Annotated in this window: 14 protein-coding genes and 1 pseudogene; 12 read left to right on the top strand and 3 right to left on the bottom strand. The window is 63.7% G+C overall.

Annotated features, from left to right (window positions below; all coding sequences use genetic code 11):
- Positions 1-62: 62 nt before the first annotated feature.
- A complete protein-coding gene (locus ACIBJI_RS22095) occupies positions 63-659 on the bottom strand; it encodes a TetR family transcriptional regulator (protein WP_364341419.1) in 597 nt (198 codons plus the stop codon).
- A 340-nt stretch (positions 660-999) separates the two neighbouring features.
- Between ACIBJI_RS22095 and ACIBJI_RS22090 the strand changes: the two genes are divergently transcribed.
- Together ACIBJI_RS22090 and ACIBJI_RS22085 are read left to right on the top strand one after the other, a co-directional pair.
- Entirely contained in the window at positions 1000-2454 is a 1455-nt protein-coding gene (locus ACIBJI_RS22090; protein ID WP_364341417.1) for an AMP-binding protein, read from the top strand.
- Between the two features lie 221 nt (positions 2455-2675).
- On the top strand, positions 2676-3239 hold the full coding sequence (locus ACIBJI_RS22085; RefSeq protein ID WP_397085506.1) for a hypothetical protein: 564 nt from the start codon (positions 2676-2678) through the stop codon (positions 3237-3239).
- A 235-nt stretch (positions 3240-3474) separates the two neighbouring features.
- Here the strand turns inward: ACIBJI_RS22085 and ACIBJI_RS22080 are convergent, their stop codons facing one another.
- The gene (locus ACIBJI_RS22080; protein ID WP_397085504.1) at positions 3475-5751 is read right to left on the bottom strand and encodes a hypothetical protein; all 2277 of its coding nucleotides are present in this window, start codon (positions 5749-5751) and stop codon (positions 3475-3477) included.
- A gap of 268 nt (positions 5752-6019) precedes the next feature.
- The gene (locus tag ACIBJI_RS22075) at positions 6020-6724 is read right to left on the bottom strand and encodes a MerR family transcriptional regulator (RefSeq protein ID WP_364341411.1); all 705 of its coding nucleotides are present in this window, start codon (positions 6722-6724) and stop codon (positions 6020-6022) included.
- Positions 6725-6988: 264 nt separating this feature from the next.
- On the opposite strand from ACIBJI_RS22075, the gene ACIBJI_RS22070 reads away from it, so the two are divergent.
- The 10 genes and pseudogenes from ACIBJI_RS22070 to ACIBJI_RS22025 all read left to right on the top strand — a co-directional run.
- Positions 6989-7447 carry a hypothetical protein gene (locus tag ACIBJI_RS22070; RefSeq protein WP_396956012.1) on the top strand — a complete coding sequence of 153 codons (459 nt, stop codon included), beginning with the start codon at positions 6989-6991 and terminating at the stop codon, positions 7445-7447.
- 51 nt (positions 7448-7498) lie between these two features.
- On the top strand, positions 7499-8410 hold the full coding sequence (locus tag ACIBJI_RS22065) for an ROK family protein (RefSeq protein ID WP_396956011.1): 912 nt from the start codon (positions 7499-7501) through the stop codon (positions 8408-8410).
- Between the two features lie 439 nt (positions 8411-8849).
- Positions 8850-9962 (top strand): GAF domain-containing protein, encoded by a 1113-nt coding sequence (locus ACIBJI_RS22060; protein ID WP_364341407.1) that lies wholly within the window; start codon positions 8850-8852, stop codon positions 9960-9962.
- 69 nt (positions 9963-10031) lie between these two features.
- On the top strand, positions 10032-11042 hold the full coding sequence (locus ACIBJI_RS22055; RefSeq protein WP_364341405.1) for a conjugal transfer protein: 1011 nt from the start codon (positions 10032-10034) through the stop codon (positions 11040-11042).
- Positions 11043-11070: 28 nt separating this feature from the next.
- Positions 11071-11328: a hypothetical protein gene (locus ACIBJI_RS22050; RefSeq protein ID WP_364341403.1), complete on the top strand. Its 258-nt coding sequence runs from the start codon at positions 11071-11073 to the stop codon at positions 11326-11328.
- Positions 11328-11864 carry a hypothetical protein gene (locus ACIBJI_RS22045; protein ID WP_364341401.1) on the top strand — a complete coding sequence of 179 codons (537 nt, stop codon included), beginning with the start codon at positions 11328-11330 and terminating at the stop codon, positions 11862-11864. Before ACIBJI_RS22050 ends, ACIBJI_RS22045 begins: the two co-directional genes overlap by 1 nt.
- Positions 11864-14392, top strand: a complete 2529-nt coding sequence (locus ACIBJI_RS22040) for an ATP-binding protein (RefSeq protein WP_397085502.1) — start codon at positions 11864-11866, stop codon at positions 14390-14392. Before ACIBJI_RS22045 ends, ACIBJI_RS22040 begins: the two co-directional genes overlap by 1 nt.
- The gene (locus tag ACIBJI_RS22035) at positions 14389-16956 is read left to right on the top strand and encodes a hypothetical protein (RefSeq protein WP_364341397.1); all 2568 of its coding nucleotides are present in this window, start codon (positions 14389-14391) and stop codon (positions 16954-16956) included. Before ACIBJI_RS22040 ends, ACIBJI_RS22035 begins: the two co-directional genes overlap by 4 nt.
- Positions 16957-17036: 80 nt before the next feature.
- The gene (locus tag ACIBJI_RS22030) at positions 17037-17921 is read left to right on the top strand and encodes a hypothetical protein (RefSeq protein ID WP_397085499.1); all 885 of its coding nucleotides are present in this window, start codon (positions 17037-17039) and stop codon (positions 17919-17921) included.
- Positions 17918-18654 (top strand): annotated as a pseudogene (locus ACIBJI_RS22025) (hypothetical protein); the annotation flags it as partial. The gene ACIBJI_RS22030 and the pseudogene ACIBJI_RS22025, both read left to right, overlap by 4 nt.

Here is an 18654-nt window from a genome sequence, read left to right as displayed (position 1 = left end):
AAGCGAGTGCTTACAACCGATGGTAGGGATCGACGCGGTGGCCCGTCAACGGGTGAATCCCGTTATGACGGTGGAAAATTCACATCCACCCGCTCCAGCAGCACTTGCGCGGCGCGCAGCACATGCTCGGCAACCGCCGCTGGATCCGCGCTGGCCAACGGATCTCGGCGGTGCACCGAGCGAACCAAACCGATGCCGAGCAACCAGGCGAGCAGGAGATCGGCGCGCAACTCGGCATCGGGTCCATCGGTGAGTGCGGAAAGTGCGCCCACGTACTCGTCGCCCAGTTCTCGCCGCACCGCGGCCGCACCCTCGTCATGTCCGCTGGAGCGCAGTGCGGCCTGTAGCCAATGTGCCTGTGCCGCAGAGTCGGTCGGCTCGAGCGCACGTGCGAGTAAGCGGCCGAGCAATGCCTCGGCAGGTCCCTCTTCGAGCACGCGCCGACCCCGATCCGCAATCGACGCGCGGAACAGTTCGTCCTTATTGCCGAAGTACCGGAACAGCAGCGCCTGATTCACCCCGGCCCGTGCCGCGATCTCACGCACCGTGGCGCGCTCGTAGCCGCGTTCGGCGAACAGTTGTTGCGCCGCCGCCAATATCGCGAGTCGCGTTGCGGCCGCATTCCTTTTGCGGCCAACGGGCTCGTACTCATCAGACATGGACCCTCCGGTTGAGCTCGACAGTGCAGCGTAAGTCGCGTTCCCAAAATTGGGAACGGGGATTGTGCAAGCGGCCGTCTCGTGCCGGTACTGTTGCGCACCTGGCATCGCTAAGAATTGGACCTCGATGTGGTGCTGGAGACGTCACGATGCGGAAAGGCGTTGGTCGCGCGGCCCTTCGGGTTCCATTGCTCACCTCTTGTTCCCCCTTGCCGGGAGGTGCCGGGGATAGCTGCTGCGACCTGCGATGGGTGCCGTTCGTGACCCCACTCCCGGTTGCGGAATCCAGAATTCCGCAACGGGAGTGGGATACCACCTTGCGCCATCGGAAGGACAATTGATGGATGCCTCCGATCGGCCGATTCTTGTTTCCGCCGATGCGGATCCGCTCTTGTCATTCGGTCAGCTCGAGGCGTGGGCCGAGACCGTCGCATGGTGTTTGAAGAAGAATGGCGTCGGTGCGGGCGACGTGGTGGTCGCCGAACTACCGAATTCGCCTGCTTTCGCGGCCGTAATGTCGGCCGTATGGAATATCGGTGCGGTATTCGCGCCCGTGGATTTGCGGCTGAGTGCGCGGGAGAAACAGCAGATTTTTACACTGGCCGGGCCCCGAGTGGTGGTCGCGCCGACCCTCGCTGCCACCGAGTCGCCGACGCTATTGTGGCGCAACCCCTTCGAGCCGCCCGCGCAGCTCGATTGGATCCCTACCCAGCCCGCGCGCCGCGGCGGCTGGGTGCCGACGGTGCCCGCACCCGCCGTGCACGAGGATGACCGACTGATCCTGTTCACCTCCGGCTCCACCGGAGCGCCGAAGGCGGTGGCACTGTCGGAGGCCAATATCGCGGCCGGAATCGCCGCTGTCGCAGATCATTTCGCACTCACTCCGGACGACCGCACCATCGCACTGCTGCCCTGGGCGCAGAGCCATGGCCTGTTCGCCAACCTGATGGCGACACTGCGCAGCCGATGCACCATGGTGCTACCCGCCGCGGGCGAGGCGCGACAAACGCACCGGTTGCTGGATGCCGCGGCACCCACCTGGCTCACCGTGATGCCGATGCAGCTCGCCGGTATTACCGCGGGACTGGTGGCATCGCGAAAGCGGGCGCGCGGCATGCGTTTCCTGCGCACCGCCTCGGCCCCGCTATCCCGTCTCGCGGCCGAGCGCGCGGAACGGCTGCTCGACTGCCCGGTGGTGGAGGCACTGGAACTCGCCGAAACCAGCCACCAGGCGGCGGCCGATCCGCCGTCGTGGGAGCGGGTGCCCGGCACGGTCGGCACCCCGACCGGTGTCGAATTCCGCTTGGCCGGTGACGAAATCGCGGGCGGCCGCGAACTGGAGGTCCGCGGCACCGCACTGTTCAGCAGATATGTCGGCAATCCCGCGGCCACCGCGGCGGCGTTCACCGCGGACGGCTGGCTACGCACCCGCGACGTGGCGCGCCGGGAAAACGACGGCCGCCTGCGAATCCTGGGGCGGCTCAGCGAGATCGCGCACCGCGGCGATCATGCGGTGGCACCGGTCGACGTGGAGGCCGCGCTGGACGAACATCCGGACGTCGTCTCATCGCTCGCGACCCGGGTGCCGAATCCGCATCTCGGCGACGACGTCGCGGCCGTCGTCCATTTGCGTGAGGGTTCACAGACCACCAAACGCGACATCATGCGCCACTGCCACTCCCACTTGGCCGAACACCAGATTCCGGGCCAGCTCCGCATCGTGAGTCGACTACCTCAATTGCCGAACGGAAAGCCCAGCCGCCGCATGGCGGCGCAGCTGTTCGAGATCGGCTGAAACAGCACGTCGTTTCCGCCGTGTACTCCTGGTCTGCGCGCCGAGTCTTTGTTCCGCGCACCTTTCCGTGCCGCGCGCGAACCCTGCCGCTGAGAGGTCGCGAATTGGGTTCCGAGTCGCGAAGTTACTTCCAACAAAGCCGCTCCCTGGAGCCTGCACGCGCCTGACCGACCCACTCGAATTCGTTGGCGCTTCTGGGGGGAGCCAGCGATGATTGGTGGGTGGATATCACCACACCGGACGGCAGTCCCTGGCGAATCGGAACCGACGCGGAGAGTTCATGGATTGCGGACGGTACGTCGGTCGGCCTGACCATCGTCTCCGCGATCCCGCCGGTTTTCGACAGGTACGCCACGATCGTCGTGCCGGAAGATGACGACGTGGCCTGGGAAGCGCTGGACCGAGCGCTGGTATCGGTCCTGCGCGCTGAGTCGGCGAACCAGCGTTGGTGGTTGGGATACCTCGATAACGGCGCCGACGACATCGTCTTCCCCGAAACTCCTCGGGTGACCTTGTATGCCGATTGGCAATACGTGCTGGTCGAGGCGGGGCCGGAGCAGGCGCTCACCTGGCGCAAGCTGACCTGGCGTCAACGCCGTAGCCTGCCCGACCTAATGTTTCCGACCGACCGCCGCTGGCTGGTGTCGCGGTTGTTCGACGACGACTGGATCTGCGTCGGCGGGCCTGTCGGACTGCTACACAAGCTTCTTCGCCATCCTGACCTCGAGACACGTCGAGTGGAACTCGGGCAGGACGCGACTCCCCCCGGCCACATCGCCATATAGCCACGGATTCGGGGTATGAGGTCGCGCAGATTGGTGACCTTCAGGACAGGACGCAACCGCAGGCACAGCCGCCCGCAGAACTGCCCGCGTGACTGGAACCGGCCCGGACACCTGCGTGTGCGCGGCGGAGGCCCCCAAGGGATTCCGTTGCCACTGTTACCGCCTCGACGAACCGGTCTGGATCCGCGGTCGTCGGCCCGCACGATGTGGTCTACGGCTTTTTCGTTGCGCGGACCTAGAAGGTCGGTATCGCCTTCGATGGGGTCAGAGTGCTGCTGCCGGTCCAGTACTCGGGTAGTGCCATCTTCTGTAGGATTCCCGCTGCCGCCGCGAAGTTTTCGGATTCGGCGGCTGCCAAGTATTGTCGACTCAGGTGCACATTGATGAATCTATTCATAAGCGCGGCCCGCTCCCGGGAAACGGTGCCGGTCAAGTTGGGCAACGAATTCCCGGTGCCCGACACGGCATCTCGAATGGCGTGGATGACCGGTTCGGTCGGGTTGTCGAAGTAGTCGCGCAGGAACTGCTGTTCGGGCGCGGTGAAGCTGCTGAACTGCAGATGGGGGTCGGCGAAGCGACGTTCCGCCAGTCGATGCGCGGTCCGCTTGAACAGTGCGACATTGGCCGGAGTCTCGCCCAATTTGAGCACACCGAGCGAGGCGATGGCCTGCCCGACATGTTTGTCGCCGTCCCACATATTCGGGCCCCAACTCGTCCGGTAGTTGTAGGCCTTGATCGCGTTGGTTCGCATTTCCTTATCGGTGAATCCAGCACTGAACATCGCTGCCTCGGCATCGCCCAGGCTTGCGCCGCGGTCGATCACTCGATCGATCGCGACAGCGGCGCCCATCGGCGTGTGACCATACGTCGCCGCGGCGGACCTGGCAGAGTCGATGATCTGCTCGCGCGTGCGATAGTAATTCCGAATCCAGCCGAACCGATCCGCCTCGACCGCCATCCGCATATTCGCCAGCTCCGCTTGCTGTCGCATTCCGGAGCGGGAACTCAACGGGGATCGCCTGCGGCCCATCAGGTATTCGGTAACCGGCGAGGCGTTCATCGTGTTGAGTGCCGCGAGTCCGGTAACGAGCCGCTGTGTTCCGGACATACTGCCGCCCGCTCCCGCCATGGAGCCTCCGCCGCCACCGGGCTGGCTGGCATGTCCGCTCGCGAGCACTCCACCGATCTGGTTGGCGATCCGCCCGGTTCCGGCGGCGAGGCTGTGGCTCATCCGGCGCAGCAATACGATTCCGACGATCATGAACGATCCGCCGATGAAGATGACCGCGATGCCGTGGCCCTGCGCCTGTTTGAACACATCGCCGAGCACCAAGGCGTAGACGCCGAGATAGACCGTGAACGCGACCATTTTCCCGGACGACACGAAGGCATCGACGAGATTGCGCACCAGGAAGGTCTGGCTCGGTCCGTAGACGTATCCGCCTGCGGCGAAGCCGAATATCGCCATAAAGGCGTGATAGATCGACTCCGCCGCGGCCACCACGATCTTGCCGGACAAGTACACGCCGAACATGAGCAGGACCGCGGCGAAGATCAGTAACAGCAGGCCGGTGCAGATCTGGCCCGCATTGGGATTCTGGGCCTTGGTGTACGCTGCGGCGTCGCCGCAACGTTTCATGCCGCTGGTGACCTTGTCATCGCTACCGGCCAGCACACCTTCCGACCAGGCGGCGCGGCAGGCCGGCGAATCGTCCACCACGTGGCCGAAGTTCCACACCTGTAGTGGATAACGCACGAAGTTGTCGGCGAGTGTGCTCTCTATCGAGTCGACGATCGCATTCGGGCTCGGATTCGATTCGCCGTTGAGGCCCGCGGCTACCGCCACACCGACGTCACGTCCCTGGGCGAGCAGCCCGTCCGAGGACAACACATCGGCCAGCGGATGCGCCAGATAGGGGACGCTGAACATCGCGACCCCGATCATCGTCATCACCTGCAGGGTGGCCTTGGAGAAGTACCCGCGCACAACGAACCAGGCCACCGGTATCCCGCCGATGGTTACCGCGAACACAAAGATGAGGGGCGTCCCGACTTGTCCGGCCAGGGTGTCGGCGACGCGGCTCAATGGCTCGGCGACAAGGTCGAGCCAGCGGAAGCTCACCGCGTAGTCGATCACCCATATGCCGGTGACCTCGGTGGCCATGAACCCCGCGAATTCCAGATCGAGTGCGGTCGACAATGCCGCATTCCCGGGGTGCAGAATACTGCCGTGATTCGTGGCGAAGACATAATTGGCCAGCGGAACTCCGTGCGAATCCCGGACATTCATCCAACCGACCGCATCGATTGTCGATGACCCGGCGGTAGCGGTGCCCGTCTGCGCCGTGGCCACCGCGCCGATCGACATCGGAACAACGAACAGCACAAATGTGCCGAGCAGTAGCCGAGCGGTTATTCGGCGCAGTCGAGTCGCGCCGATCCAGTGCCCGCACCGACGGATGACTGCGCGCGGCCGCCACCGCGCTGTATCCCAGAACTCCGAGTCCGACAACGTATTTGGACGGTCTATCCTGCCCGACCCGAGTCGCGTGCCAATGAGATTATCCGATCGCCCGAACACGCATACGAATATAATGGCTGGTCGAACATCGAAAACCCTTTGGGCTCACGATGATTCGTATGTGATACGTATAGAATTCGACGACTGTTACCGACGACACATGAATTCATGTAGTGCATGGCTGAAATCTGATCATCCGCCGAAACTCGATACGAGTTCGCGGCGCGAAATATTTCCGCGCTCCGGACAGGATGAAATTTTATGCGGTAGGCGGGATTTCGGAGTGCCTGGCGAAGGCCTGATCGATCAGCTCCGATGTTGCACGAGTCACGATCAGCCGCGCGATGGCCAGATCGGTCTCGAGTTTCGTGCGGTCCTTGGGGGTGCGCTCGGATTGTTCGTAACCGCGCCCGGCCAGGCTGTAGAACAGCTCGGTGGCATAGCGATCGGCGATCCGATCGCAGTCGGCGCGCAGCCGCTCGACCAATTCGAAGGCGGCCGATGCCGGGAGGCCGACATCGACGAGCCGGGAGGCCAGATCGCAGCAGCGTGGATTGGTCAGGCGGTAGGCCTCCAGTGGATCGTCACTCGAGGCGAGAGCTTGCTTCACATATTCCGGCAGTTCGGCCGAGTGTTCTTCCCGAGCGGCGCGGCCCGCGTTCTGGGGGGTGGTAGGCGGCTCGGCGGTCGACTGGTCGGGTGCGACACCGAGGACATCGGCCAGGCCGTCCCCACGGTCCCAGGCCTCGAGCAGTTCTCGGATCCCGTTCAGCTTCATGCCGCGGCTGAGCAGTCGGCTGATGGTCTGCAGGCGCTCCAAATGGTCGGAGCGGTAGTAACCGATCCGACCCCGCACCTCGGGGGAGGGCAGGAGACCACGCTCGTGGTAGACGCGCACGCTGCGCACCGTGGTGTCGGCTACCCGGGCCAATTCATCGATCGTGTATTCCGACTGCACAGCCATACCTCACAGGAAACCACAACTTACCCCGTAGAACGCGGCCCGTGGATGAACGTGCCGTTAATCAACGATACGTCGAGATCACTACTTGGTCAATGTGCCGTTACATAGCGGCGGAAATGGTTGCCGGGTAACGGATCGTAAGTTAACGTGCGTCATACGGCAGTTCACTGCCGGTTTCCGGGGACTGTTGAGCAGCCCTGATGCCCGCCCGACAATGGGACACGTCTTGCGTGGCGTGTGCCCTCGGCAGTCTCGGAGACGGCTATGAGCATCATTCAGGCGCGTCGCCCAGCGATCGGATCGCAAACGGCGACACAGATTTCGGCGATCCCCACTGCGGCCAAGGCCGCGCACCGCCCGCCCTGCGCGGATGGTCCGGACGATTGGGACCTCGATGTCGGCACCCCGGAATCCTGGCGAGCTGCCATCCAGACTTGCCAACACTGCCCCTTATTCGCCAAGTGTGGGCAGCTTGCGCAGACGCTCACCGCGCGAGGTGACGGCCCACGAGCGATGATCTGGGCCGGCGTGGCATACGACAGCGCGGGCCGGGTGGTGGAGAACCTCGATCGGCACCGCACCGCCCCGATCGATCACAAGCGGCCACTGCGCATTATTCGCAACAGCACCCGCCCGGTATGCGCTGATCTTGTGCCTGCGACCCCACGACGGCGTATCGTGCTCGGGCACCGGCTGCGATCTGCCGGTTCGAGCGGCCTGTAGAACTGTGGGCGGCGGACGGTACATGAAAACTCTTGTGGCGGTGGGTGACCTATGACGGTGTTGGCTCTGGAGATCGGTCCTGAGGGGTTCGCGGTGACCCGCGTGGCCGACGATGCCGAGGCCGAGGATGTCCGGAGGGCTCCGATACCTTCCGGTGCGGCATGGCCCACCTGCCGGGATCTGTTGCTGGAGGTGGCGCAGAATCAAGAGGTCACCGCCGTCGGTATTGCCTCGTCAGGGCCGGTCGACATGGCGGCCGGGGTCGTGGCACCGGCCGACATCCCAGAGTGGCGAACCGGTTTCGCACTGACGGAGGCCGTGCAGAAGACCTTTCCGACTGCCCTGGTGCAACTCGCTCTCGACGGCGTGTGTCTCGGCTTGGCCGAGCGGAACTTCGGAGCTGCCAGCCAGGTCATGGACTCGCTTTCGGTATCGGTCTCGTCTCGGATCAGCGCTGGACTCATGGTCGGTGGCTTCGTCGTGGTCGGGCGTACCGGAAATGCCGGGCATTTCGGCCATGTCCTGGTCCCGGGTTTCGACGACCTCTGTGAATGCGGTGGGCGTGGTTGCCTGGAGGCGGTCGCGAGTGGCGCGTCGATACTGCGGTGGGCACGTGGCAACGGATGGCACGGAAGCTCTGTCGACGACCTGGCCGAAGCCGCGCGAGCTGGTGACGAGATCGCGGTTGCCGCGCTGAATCGCGCCGGAACGGCGCTCGGTCGGGCGATCGCCTCGGTAGCGCCGTTACTGGATATCGATCTCGTCGTGCTCGGCGGCAGCGTGGCGAGATCCGGTCCGGCGCTGTGGAAGCCGCTCACCGCGGCCGTGGCGACGCACGCCCGACTCGGTTTTCTGACCGCGCTGCGCGTGATTCCGTCGGAGTTGGAGAACGTCGGCATCCTGGCGGGTGCCGGTCTGCTCGCTCTGATGGCGGCGGAGGCAGCCTCGGCCCCGAGCGAGTAATCGGCCGTTCCTGAGGTCGGCTGGAAAACCGTCAGCAATGGGCACGGCTGATGGTGTCGGCCCGTGCGGTGCGTTTGTTCGCGTGCCGTCACCGGTTTCCGCGGCGTCTGGTTTCCTCCTGTCCGAGCATTGTCGTGCATCGGAATCGACGCAGGTCGCCGAGGTTTCAGCAGGTGCGGTGACGCGTGGTTGCGGCGGGAGATTGCCTGTGCCGCTGTTCATCTTGTCTTAGGACTAGGTTAAGAAACCAGCATTCGGTTTGCTCCATCCGGTATGAATCACAAGACTTCGAACAGGTGAACTTGTTCCTGACGTGTTGATTGGACCGCTGAACAACGGTACATTGAACGTGTCACGATCGTGGCTCATCTGAGTCATGAATCCGGAGGAACGGCTGGTACGGGCAAGCGAGATGCGGAGCGACGCAGTAATCCCATGGGTGACCATCGAAACGTTGACGCCGGACATGATGTCGGTGGCGTCGGTGGGGGAAGCACCGCGTGACTTCGCGGGGTGGCCGCGAGTTCTCCAGCGGCTGCTCGCGAAAATGCCTGCGGTATATGACAGTCTGACGACCGCGCGGTTGGCCGCGGCCATGCAGGCGGCGCGTGATCAGGCCGAAGATGTGGATCTGCGGATCCCGACTCGTTCGGGTGTGCACGAGCTGAAGATCCGGCCGGTATTCGGGCCGGCGGGCGATGTGCACGCGATCCGGCTCTGGCTCGGGCCATCGGCTGCGCAGGCGCCGGAATTGCGTGCGGCAGTGGGTATGATCTGGGATCTGAATTCGCAGACCATTCAGCAGCCTATCGGCGTTACTCGACTCTCCGGCAGTGCGCCAGAGGAATACGTGCCGAGGATGTCGATCGCGGAGCTCTTTTACCGGATGTCGGCGTTCGATCGGCATGCCGAGATGCTCGATCTGCTCTACGACCCCAAGCCGGGGGACAAGCTGCAGTTCGATGTCACGGTGCCGCACAGTTCCGGCCGAGCCGGGCGTTGGCGCATCACGATCCGGGCCCGTGACGACGAGCGGACCCGAGGGGCATGGTGGCTGATCGAGGACATCTCCTCCGACGATCAGCCCGCCTCGTGGGCCACGCTGGAACGAGTTGGGCTGCGTGAGGCGCACCGTCGCGCGGGCACCCACTTGGCGGTTGTGCAACTCGAGTACACCAGCATTTCGCATTGGCTCACCGATCCCGCGCCATGGGTGCGCTGGGATTATCTGTTCCAGCCGGTCGACGTATTTCATCCGGACGATCGGATCCGGTTGATCGAGCTCGGTGACCGACTGCGGGCGGGGGAAACCGCCGGAGTCACGATGCGTGCCCTCAACTACGGCGGCGGTTATACGCCGACGTCATTGCTGCTGTATCCGTACCCCGGATATTCGACTCGGCCGTTGGCCATCGCGCAGTTGGTCCGGGTCGCCGATGACGTGCCCGTCCTGGAACCGCACCGGCCGGTCGAGCCGAGCACGCCGGTCGGTTACGACGATCAGCTGCGTCATTGGCTGGTCGATCGCATGAAACGCAGCCCTGCCTACTGATTGTCCTTATTCCCAGCCACGGGAACAGGCGGGCAATTGGGAGCGGTTCGGCTCTCTACCATTTCGAGAGTGCGGACAACGGCTGGCAGGCAGGCAGATTCGGGCGAGGAATTACTTCGCCGGATGGCCGCACGCCGCCGCCGCGACAATGCCATTGTTGCCGTCATCGCCGTGCTCGCGGTGCTCGGCGGTGGGCGCACCATCCTCGGCTGGTTCGCCGATAAGCCGGTCGCCAAGTCGCCGGATTCCATGTCGACCTCGATCATCGGCCATGCCCAGTTGGCGGAGTCCTTCGCCGAGGAGTTCGTGGTCACCTACCTCAGCGCCTCATCCGGACAGCAGGAGCGCCTCGGTGAGTACGTCGGCGGCGGACAGCAGATCAATCTGCCCGCGACCGGGCGACAGGTGTCCGATCCGATCGTCGTGTTCACCTCACGCAATCTGAGCACCGAGGCATTCGACGTCTGGTCGGTCACGGTGTCGGTCCGGGTGGCCAAGGCAGCTGGCGGAGCCAGCGGCAATCGCGAGTACTACCGAGTCTCGGTATCGGTGGCGGCGGACGGCAGGCGCCGCGCGCTGGCGGTGCCCGCGGCGGTCGAATCGCCGGGGCGCGGCATCGATCTGGTGCTGGGATATCAGAATCCGTGTGGCGCGGAATCGCCACTGGCGCAGGTGGCCTCCGGATTCCTGTCGACGTATCTCACCGGCTCGGGTGATATCGCGCGCTACACCATACCGAACTCCGGGATAGCCGCACTGCGGCCAGCACCGTTCACCTCCGTGGAGACCACAACGGTGGCATCCGATGACGGCGGCTGCGGTGTCGGCGGTACGAACGCCCGCGTGCTGGTCACGATCAACCCGAAGACCGGCAGCGGCGCCGCGCCGACCCTTGCCTACCCACTGACGATGATCCAGACCGCAGGGCAGTGGCAGGTCGAGTACCTGGATTCGATGCCCGAACTGCGCGAACCCATGACGGTAGTCGCCGCCAACGAAGGGTCCGGCGGCGCCCCAACCAGCACGGCGACCACAGCACCCAGTTCCGCAGTGTCGATTCCACCGGCAACACAGAACTGAACAGAAAGGCATCATCATGGGTAGTCAAATGAGCATCATCCTGTACAACGGGCTGATCTTCATCCGTTGGGCGGGGATGATCGTCATCGCCGGTTGCGGCATGGTTCTGCTCATTTCCGAAGGGGTGAAGTCGAAGCTGTCACCGGGCAAGCTCATCGGCGTCACCCTCTCGGCATTGATGGCGGGGATCCTGTTCTGGACGCTGCCCACCCTGCTCAACTACGCGCGCGTCGACTCCAATAGCCGGATCGTCCAAGACCAGCCCATCGGCGGGACGTACCGCTAGTGACCCAAGTCGTCAAGGTGTTCACGCCGATCAAACGGGTTCCCACCCTGATCGGCAAGGCGCAGAACGGGCAGAAGCTCCCGTTCGGGCCGTACACCTTGCCGCAGATGATCGGCGGCGGCGTGCTCATCGTCATCACGGCGGTGCTGGCCATGTCGCTGCCCACGAATCCCGCCATCACCTTCGTGGTGGGTGCGGTCATCTCCGTCGTCACTGTTTTCGCACTGGGTTTGGTGCCGTATACGGGTGTGCGGTTGACATCGCGGATCCTGTGGATCGGCCGATTGATCGTCATCCGCAGGCCGGTTTCCGCCTCGGGCATGCCGGTCGGCGAGGAGTCCGGGCGACACACGCTGTTCGTCGAGGAGAGCATCGTGATTCTGCTGCCTGATCGTAAGGTCGCCGCGGACGATGACCGCCCGGCGGTAGCCGTAATGGCTAGCGAGCGTCCGCTCAACATTCTCGAAAGATGGAGCAAGACATTGCCAAAGGTGGAAGACAAGGGCAATGGCGCGTTACCCGGAGGGCGGAACTGATGGCGTTCGAACGAGACCTGCAGCCGACCGCCGCTATTCGCGGGCATCTGCAATTCACGCACGGCGGTCTGGTGACTGCCAACTATTTCATCAACCCGCTGGGCTACGGGTTGCGCAAGGCCAGTGACAAGTTCGATGTCAAGGCGGCCCATCATTCACTGATCAATAATCTGCCGAACGGTTCACTGCTGCTGGGTATCCAGGCTCGTCTCAATACCCTCGACGTGCTGAGCAAAATGGTCGAGGGCGTGGATCTGGACGAGTGCGAGGATTACGCCACCGAGGTGGTGGCCTCGTTCGAGCGGGTCCGCGCGATCCTGCCGCAGACCCGGATATATTTGCTGTCGATCCCGGTCGGGGCCAGCAATTCAGGTATTTCGGCATTGTCGCGAATGTGGCGCGGCACCACCACGACCATCGACGCCGCCGCCCTGTCTCGAGCCGACCTGGACGCCTACGACGAGAAGGCCAACGAAATCCTCTCGCGCATCGGTGGCGATTTCGACCCCGTTCCGGTGCCTGCCGCCCTGTTCCAATGGCTGTGGGAGCACTATCTGAGCCGCGGCGCAGTCGGCGATCCAGTTGCGCCGACTCGCGCCGGTGTGTTGGACGACGCGACATCGGCCGTCTTCCGCTCGGCCGCCCTGGACGAGGGAGCACAGGCCGACAGCAATCGACGCATCCGCCCCTCCTTCGTGCCGGTGATCAAGGTGGTACAGCCGGATCTGGTTTTCCAACCCTCCTACCAGGCGGTGCTGACCCCGCGGTCATTCCCGTACGCGGGCATGTCCTTTCCCGGCGGCAGTGAATTCCTCAGCGTGCTCGAAGGCATGCAGGACGTCACGGTCGACTGGGGCATGCGGATATCGACGAAGCCCGCCGAGCAGGTGCTCAAGAATAATGAGCTGAGCCTTCGGCGCCTCGGTGAGCAGATGGACCAGCGGGATCAGGAGGTTTCCTTCGCACAGAACACCTTGATGTCGAAGGCGCAGATGTTGGGTGAGTACAACCAGCATTTCGAGGTCAACGGCGGTGAATCCGAGGTGTCCTTTACGACCGTGATCGCTATAGGTGGAGCGTCACGCGATGCGACGACCGATGCGGTGAACACGCTCAAACGTCGGTACCGGCGCTTCAATGTGGAGATGACCGCGCCGGTCGGCGCGCAGGTCGATCTGTGGTCGATGCTCATTCCCGGCAGTCCGGCGCGGCGGGCGTACGACGATTTCGCGCATATTGTGCCCTCCGATATGTGGGCGGGCTTCGTTCCCTTCACCACCAGCCAGATCGGCGATGACAGTGGTCCGGTAATCGGGGTCAACCTGTTGTCCGGAAATTTCGAGCCGATCCATTTCGGGATCATGGAAGCGGCACTGCACGACCTGTCCGCATCGTTCGCGGTCACAGGTGAGCTCGGATCGGGCAAATCCTATTTCTTGAAGCTCATGGCCGTGCTGGTCCACGATATGGGCGGGCAATTCCTGGCCATCGATCGCAGTCAGGTCGGTGAATGGGAGCATTTCGCGTCCTCGATCGATAATGCGGTCGTCATCGATCTGGCCAATCCGACGGTGTCCTTGGACCCGCTGCGCCTGTTCGATCCACGGGTCGCGGGGGAGCGGGCGCTGGATTCGATCCTGCCGCTGCTGGATCTGTCGCCGACATCGGGTGCGGGCGCCGCCGCCAGCAATCTGCTGTCACCGAGGGGAATTGCCGAGCACAGCATCCGCAGTCTGCTGGACTTCCTGCAGGTCGTGCGGCGGCTGCGGGACACACCCGGGTTGGGCGAGGACTACGCCGATTTGGCGGCGCGGCTCGGGACCGTGGTCGACCGGGTTCCGGTGCTGTTCGATCCGAAGCTGCGGCCGCTGCGGCTCGATGCCGCGGCTACGGTGGTCCGCAGCCACAATCTGGCATTGCCGACAGCGGAGGAACTCACCACTCCGCACTTGTACAACCGGTTGCCGCTGACAAAGCGCCTGGGCACCGCGCTTTACGAACTGGTCGGCGTTGCCGCCAGGGAAGCGTTCCTCACCGACAACGGCAGATTCGGACTGCTGGTCGGCGACGAGGCACACCATTTCACGCAGACCCAGGTCGGTTCCGCGGTGACCTCCGATTTCAGCCGGGACGGTCGAAAGCATTTGGCCGCAATCGGATTGGCGTCCCACGATCCGGCGACGGACTTCCAGGGCGCGGCGCACAATCTGATTCCCAACCGGTTCGTCTTCCGGCAGCGTGATGAAACGTTGGCCCGCAACAGCCTGGAATGGCTCGGCGTCGATCTGGAAGAGGCGTCTTTCCTGCTGCAGATCCTGCGCGAAGAGACCTCGCCGCCGGTCGGCCAAGGCCGACAGGTGCCGGAGGAACGGCGCGGCGAGATGTTTATGCGGGACGCGCTGAACCGGATCGGCCGTGGCAAGGTGCTCGGTCCCGCACGCGCCGATCGCGCCGAGGCGATCAGCAGTACGCCCTCGGGGAAGGGCGCCGCTCGATCGGCATTGCCACAGCGTCAGGAAATCGCATGAGGCTCCCGTCCACCGTGCCCACTTGGTCGCGCGCGTGGCACGGCTCCGATCTGCGACGCGAACTGGAGTTCTGGGATCCGGAAAAATGGCAGCCGAGGGTGCTCGGGCACCGATGTTGGCTGTGGATCACCGCGACCCGGCGTCGACGTTGGATCTTCTGGGGGCTCGTCGCATTCTTCATGCTATTTGTATTGCCGGCTGCGCTCAGCGCGGTTGCCGGCGCGCAAACCGACACCGAGACCGTGCAGTCCAGCGGTAACGGTGCGCTCGGTTTCACGAATATGCGGGATTCATATGGGGTCCCGGTGTCGCGGTATACCTACATCACAAGCGACGGAAGCCTATTCCATCCGATCACGACCGTGATGGCGGCGATCCTCGGCCTTATGTGCGAGTTCTTCCTTATTGCTGTGGTTCTGCCGATCTGGGGGTACGACTCGGCGGTCCGCCTGGGTTGGCTCGATTGGCTCCGCGCACCCTTGACCGGGGCTGCCGAAGGTGTCACCGCTCAGATCGCGACGGCGGCGGTGTTCTTCTTCTTCGTTACGCTGGGCGCGTTCTTCGTCGCTTATTTCGTGGCACGCGGATTTTTTGCCAAGGCATCGTTTCAGATTGCGACCATGCTGGTGATGGCAATCGTGAGTGCGCTGTTCCTCAGGGATCCGCTCGCCGAGATATTGTCCTCGCACGGCATGCTGGCTCAGGGCCGCGATGTCGGCCTTTCGGTGGCGGCCGGCGTGAATGGTGACAGCAGCCCGAATCCCGCGGCGCTCGCACAGACCATGCAGCAGAGTATGGTCGACAATTTTGTGCGGCATCCGCTACAGGTGTGGAATTTCGGCCACGTTGTCGACGAGCGGCCGGCGTGTGCCTCTGCGTGGTCATCCGGCATATCGGCCGGCAATGATAGCCAGGTCAAGAAGGGTTTGAAGGCCTGTGGCGATTCCGTCGCGGCCACCGCCGCAGACAATCCCAGCATGGGTCAGATCGGTGCCGGTCTGTTGGTGCTGATATTGATGTTGCTGGGGATCGTACCCTTCTTCGGGTATATGTCCATCAGGATTGTGTGGTCCGGGCTCGACGCGATCTATTGGGCATTCATGGGCCTTTTCGGCTTCGCCGCGGGTGGCTATGTGTACGGTCCTACGCAGACATTCACGATCCGCAGTGTCGTCCATGGCTTCTTTTCTTTCTTCCGGATGGCTGCGGAAATTGCTTTTGTCGCTGTCATAGCTTTGATCGAGAACGAGATGCTGAAACAGGCGAAAGGTCGGGAAATCGCGGTCTTGTTCTTCACCGCGGTGATAATGATCGTCGCATTCCTTCAGGCCAAGCGCTTCACCGGTAACCTCGACCGCGGCAATGAATGGATTGCCAACCGCTTCGCGATCGCGGTCCAGAATGGAGGGACGCGCGCGGGTGCGGGTTCTGGAGGCGGTGGTGGGTATGCGCTCGGTATGGGACAGATCGGCGCGCGCCACAAGATGGGTGGTATGGGGATGATGGCGCTGATGGGTGGTGCGAGCACGATTGCCAACTCACCACTGACGGAATGGATGATGATGGGGCTGCCCGGATCGTTCCATCCGCAATCCAGGCTGAAGAGGGCAATGACGGAGGCGCAGGGAGGCGTGTGGGTCGGGGACGATCGGTTCGGTGGGCGGTACGGCTGGTATGCGCAGTCGTATATGAACCGGGAACTCTTTGCGTCCAACGCCGGACTGGAAGCTGTCGAATATGGCGGTCTGGACTCGGTCTTGGGCAATGCCGCAGCCGTGCAAGGCGTTCTCGATGTCGGCGGCACTGCGGCCGATTCATTCGGAGCCATGATCGGCGCCGGTGCGAGAGACGAGAAAAGGGCGCGGCTTGCGTCGCGCTCGCGGGCAACTATCGCCCAAGCCGCTGGTAACGAACCGCTCCAGGACCGCGACCTTGCGTTCTTGGCTGCTGCTTTGCGGCATACCCAGAATTCAGCACGCCTGCTGATCAGAGGCGATGGCAGTGCCGACGAGGTCGCGGCCAATTTCGGTACTCTGCAGCAGGCGGCCCGGGAATTCCGCAGGGTCAGGGCGGGCGGTGTCGCCCTGGACGAAGACAACCCATTGGGTCATCCGCAGGTGGATTTCGTCCGAGAATATGCTGGTGACCACAGTCGAGGTATTTTTGGTGACATTCGTGATAATCCGGATGAAGCGGCAGCGAAGATGAGGGCGTTGAATAATGTGATAAACGGGACTGTGCCTACGACTGGCATGACCGCCAACGACCGTAGATTGCAGAGCGCTAATGTCGGTGTGCGGGAGGCGGAGCGTATGAAGCAATGGATTATGAACGAGCATGCCAGGAACGCGCAGAATGCCACAGAAGCGCTCGTTCGTAATGTAGCTGATCCGGAAGCAATCCGAAATCTCCGGGATACGGTCTACGACGCCGTCCGATCAGAACATTTGGGCTCGGGTCGAACCACGGATTTGTCCAATACAGTGACACCACGCGGACAAAATGACGCCCATCCGCGCTGGGTACAGACATTGGGACAAGTCGACAGGCTGCTGGGGAACTAGATATACGCCCGCGCGAAGGTGAAGTCGCTCGGCCTGCACAGAGAGGGTATTCGATGATGGGGCGCCTGATGATCCTCGCGATGATCCCGACTTGGGTGTGGGTGCTGCTCATTCCTGTAGTCGGGCTGTGCGGCGTCGGGGGGATGCTTATGACGCTGGCGGGGAACACCTCAACATCGGCCGCTGCGGATCTGCACTACCAGTGCGATAGTGCCGTCGGTCCGGATCCGGCCGTCACGACAACGACATCGAGCGCTACCACTTCGCGCCGGGCAGCCGACACCATTCCCGAATCCGAGGCGCCGACCACGAACCCGTATGCCGAGTGGACCATCGCGCCGGATGACACCGATGCCTCGACCTGGCAGCGCTCCTGCGCGTCCGCGATGCGATCCGCATCCTGGCAGCTGCCGCCGTTGCAGACGGTCAATACCGGGCTCGCTGTGGAGTGCGCGCGGCAGTTCGCGCTGGCGGTGGTCCGTAACCCGGCGACGCTCGAGCCCGGCCGCAATGGCTCGCCGGGCACCGCAGATGCCGCGACATTGACCAAGAGCGTCATCGATGCGGCATCGGACGCGGCAATGACGGGGCAATGTCTCGCGGCGGCGGGCGCCGGTACCGGCACGGTTGGCTCGTCATCGGGTGCGACCATGCCGCGCACCGAGTCGACGCAGGTTGCGTGCGGGCGGCCATCGAGTTCGACGACTACCGCTCGCTCCTCTGTCGTGCTGCCGAGTGCCATTGCCGCCCAAGGTGTTTGCGGTCAGCGGGTCGATACCGAAGCCATCTCGCCGGGGGATCTGGTCTTTTGGGATTACCGGTCCAACGCCCCCACCCGAGTCGGCATTGCTGTCGGTTCTACCCAGATTGTCACTGTTGATCCGGATTCGGGGCAGGTAGTCGAACAAGTGCTGCCGACCGGAGGTGACGTTCGGGTCAAGCGGGTGTTGAAGGGGGATTCATGACGAGTCCATTGGTGTGGGATGCGGGGGTTGAGCCAGCTGTCGATGATCTGGATGCGGAGGGGGATTCGGGTGAAGGTGCGCTAGCGGGGGTGGTGACGCCGTGGACGCGCAAGCCTCGGCAGGGAGCGAGCCCGGGAGCGGGCGGTTTGAGCCCGGGGGCGGGTTCGGGTGGGAATTCGCAAGCATCGCAGGAGGGTTCGGACTCCGAGAATAAGCCTGCTCTGCCTGGTCAGTCTTCGGGGGATGGTTCCGGACAGGGCGCGGTGGCGCCGGGGCAGGGTGGTTCGGGTAAGGGTGTGGTGCCGCCAGCGGGTGCGCCGGGTGCTGCGGGGGCGCAGGCGGCTCCGGCGCCGAGTGCGCCTGCTGAGGGGGCTGCTGCGCAGGCGGCTCCGGCGCAGGCGGCGCCTGCGCCTGCGGGTGCGGTGGCGCCGAATACGTCTCGGACCACGGATGATTCAGCCGCTGATCATGGTGGCGGGTTGTTGGATCCGGATACTTTGACGGCGTTGGCGCCGACGGCGATGATGACCGGGGCGATGATGCTGCCGATGATCGCCTCGGCGTTGGCCGGACTCGGTGGTGGCGGGGGTGGATCCGGTTCCGGTTCCGGCACTGGTGGTTCCGGTGAAAGCGGTGAGAGTGGTGGACTCACCCCCGAAGCGCAGCAGGCCATCGACGTACTCAAGCAATTGAAAGACGTCTACGGCACCAAAGACAGCGATAGCGATAGCGA

This window comes from Nocardia sp. NPDC050408 (assembly GCF_044458905.1).
Classification (GTDB): domain Bacteria; phylum Actinomycetota; class Actinomycetes; order Mycobacteriales; family Mycobacteriaceae; genus Nocardia.
The sequence above is the reverse complement of the archived record's forward strand: the minus strand, read 5'-3'. Positions and strand labels throughout refer to the sequence as shown.

Excerpts from the sequence above, each read along its gene's own strand:
- ACIBJI_RS22095 (WP_364341419.1), bottom strand. The coding sequence starts at position 659 with ATGTCTGATGAGTACGAGCCCGTTGGCCGCAAAAGGAATGCGGCCGCA.
- ACIBJI_RS22090 (WP_364341417.1), top strand. The coding sequence starts at position 1,000 with ATGGATGCCTCCGATCGGCCGATTCTTGTTTCCGCCGATGCGGATCCG.
- ACIBJI_RS22030 (WP_397085499.1), top strand. The coding sequence starts at position 17,037 with ATGATCCCGACTTGGGTGTGGGTGCTGCTCATTCCTGTAGTCGGGCTG.
- ACIBJI_RS22035 (WP_364341397.1), top strand. The coding sequence starts at position 14,389 with ATGAGGCTCCCGTCCACCGTGCCCACTTGGTCGCGCGCGTGGCACGGC.
- ACIBJI_RS22075 (WP_364341411.1), bottom strand. The coding sequence starts at position 6,724 with ATGGCTGTGCAGTCGGAATACACGATCGATGAATTGGCCCGGGTAGCC.
- ACIBJI_RS22070 (WP_396956012.1), top strand. The coding sequence starts at position 6,989 with ATGAGCATCATTCAGGCGCGTCGCCCAGCGATCGGATCGCAAACGGCG.
- ACIBJI_RS22050 (WP_364341403.1), top strand. The coding sequence starts at position 11,071 with ATGAGCATCATCCTGTACAACGGGCTGATCTTCATCCGTTGGGCGGGG.
- ACIBJI_RS22065 (WP_396956011.1), top strand. The coding sequence starts at position 7,499 with ATGACGGTGTTGGCTCTGGAGATCGGTCCTGAGGGGTTCGCGGTGACC.
- ACIBJI_RS22040 (WP_397085502.1), top strand. The coding sequence starts at position 11,864 with ATGGCGTTCGAACGAGACCTGCAGCCGACCGCCGCTATTCGCGGGCAT.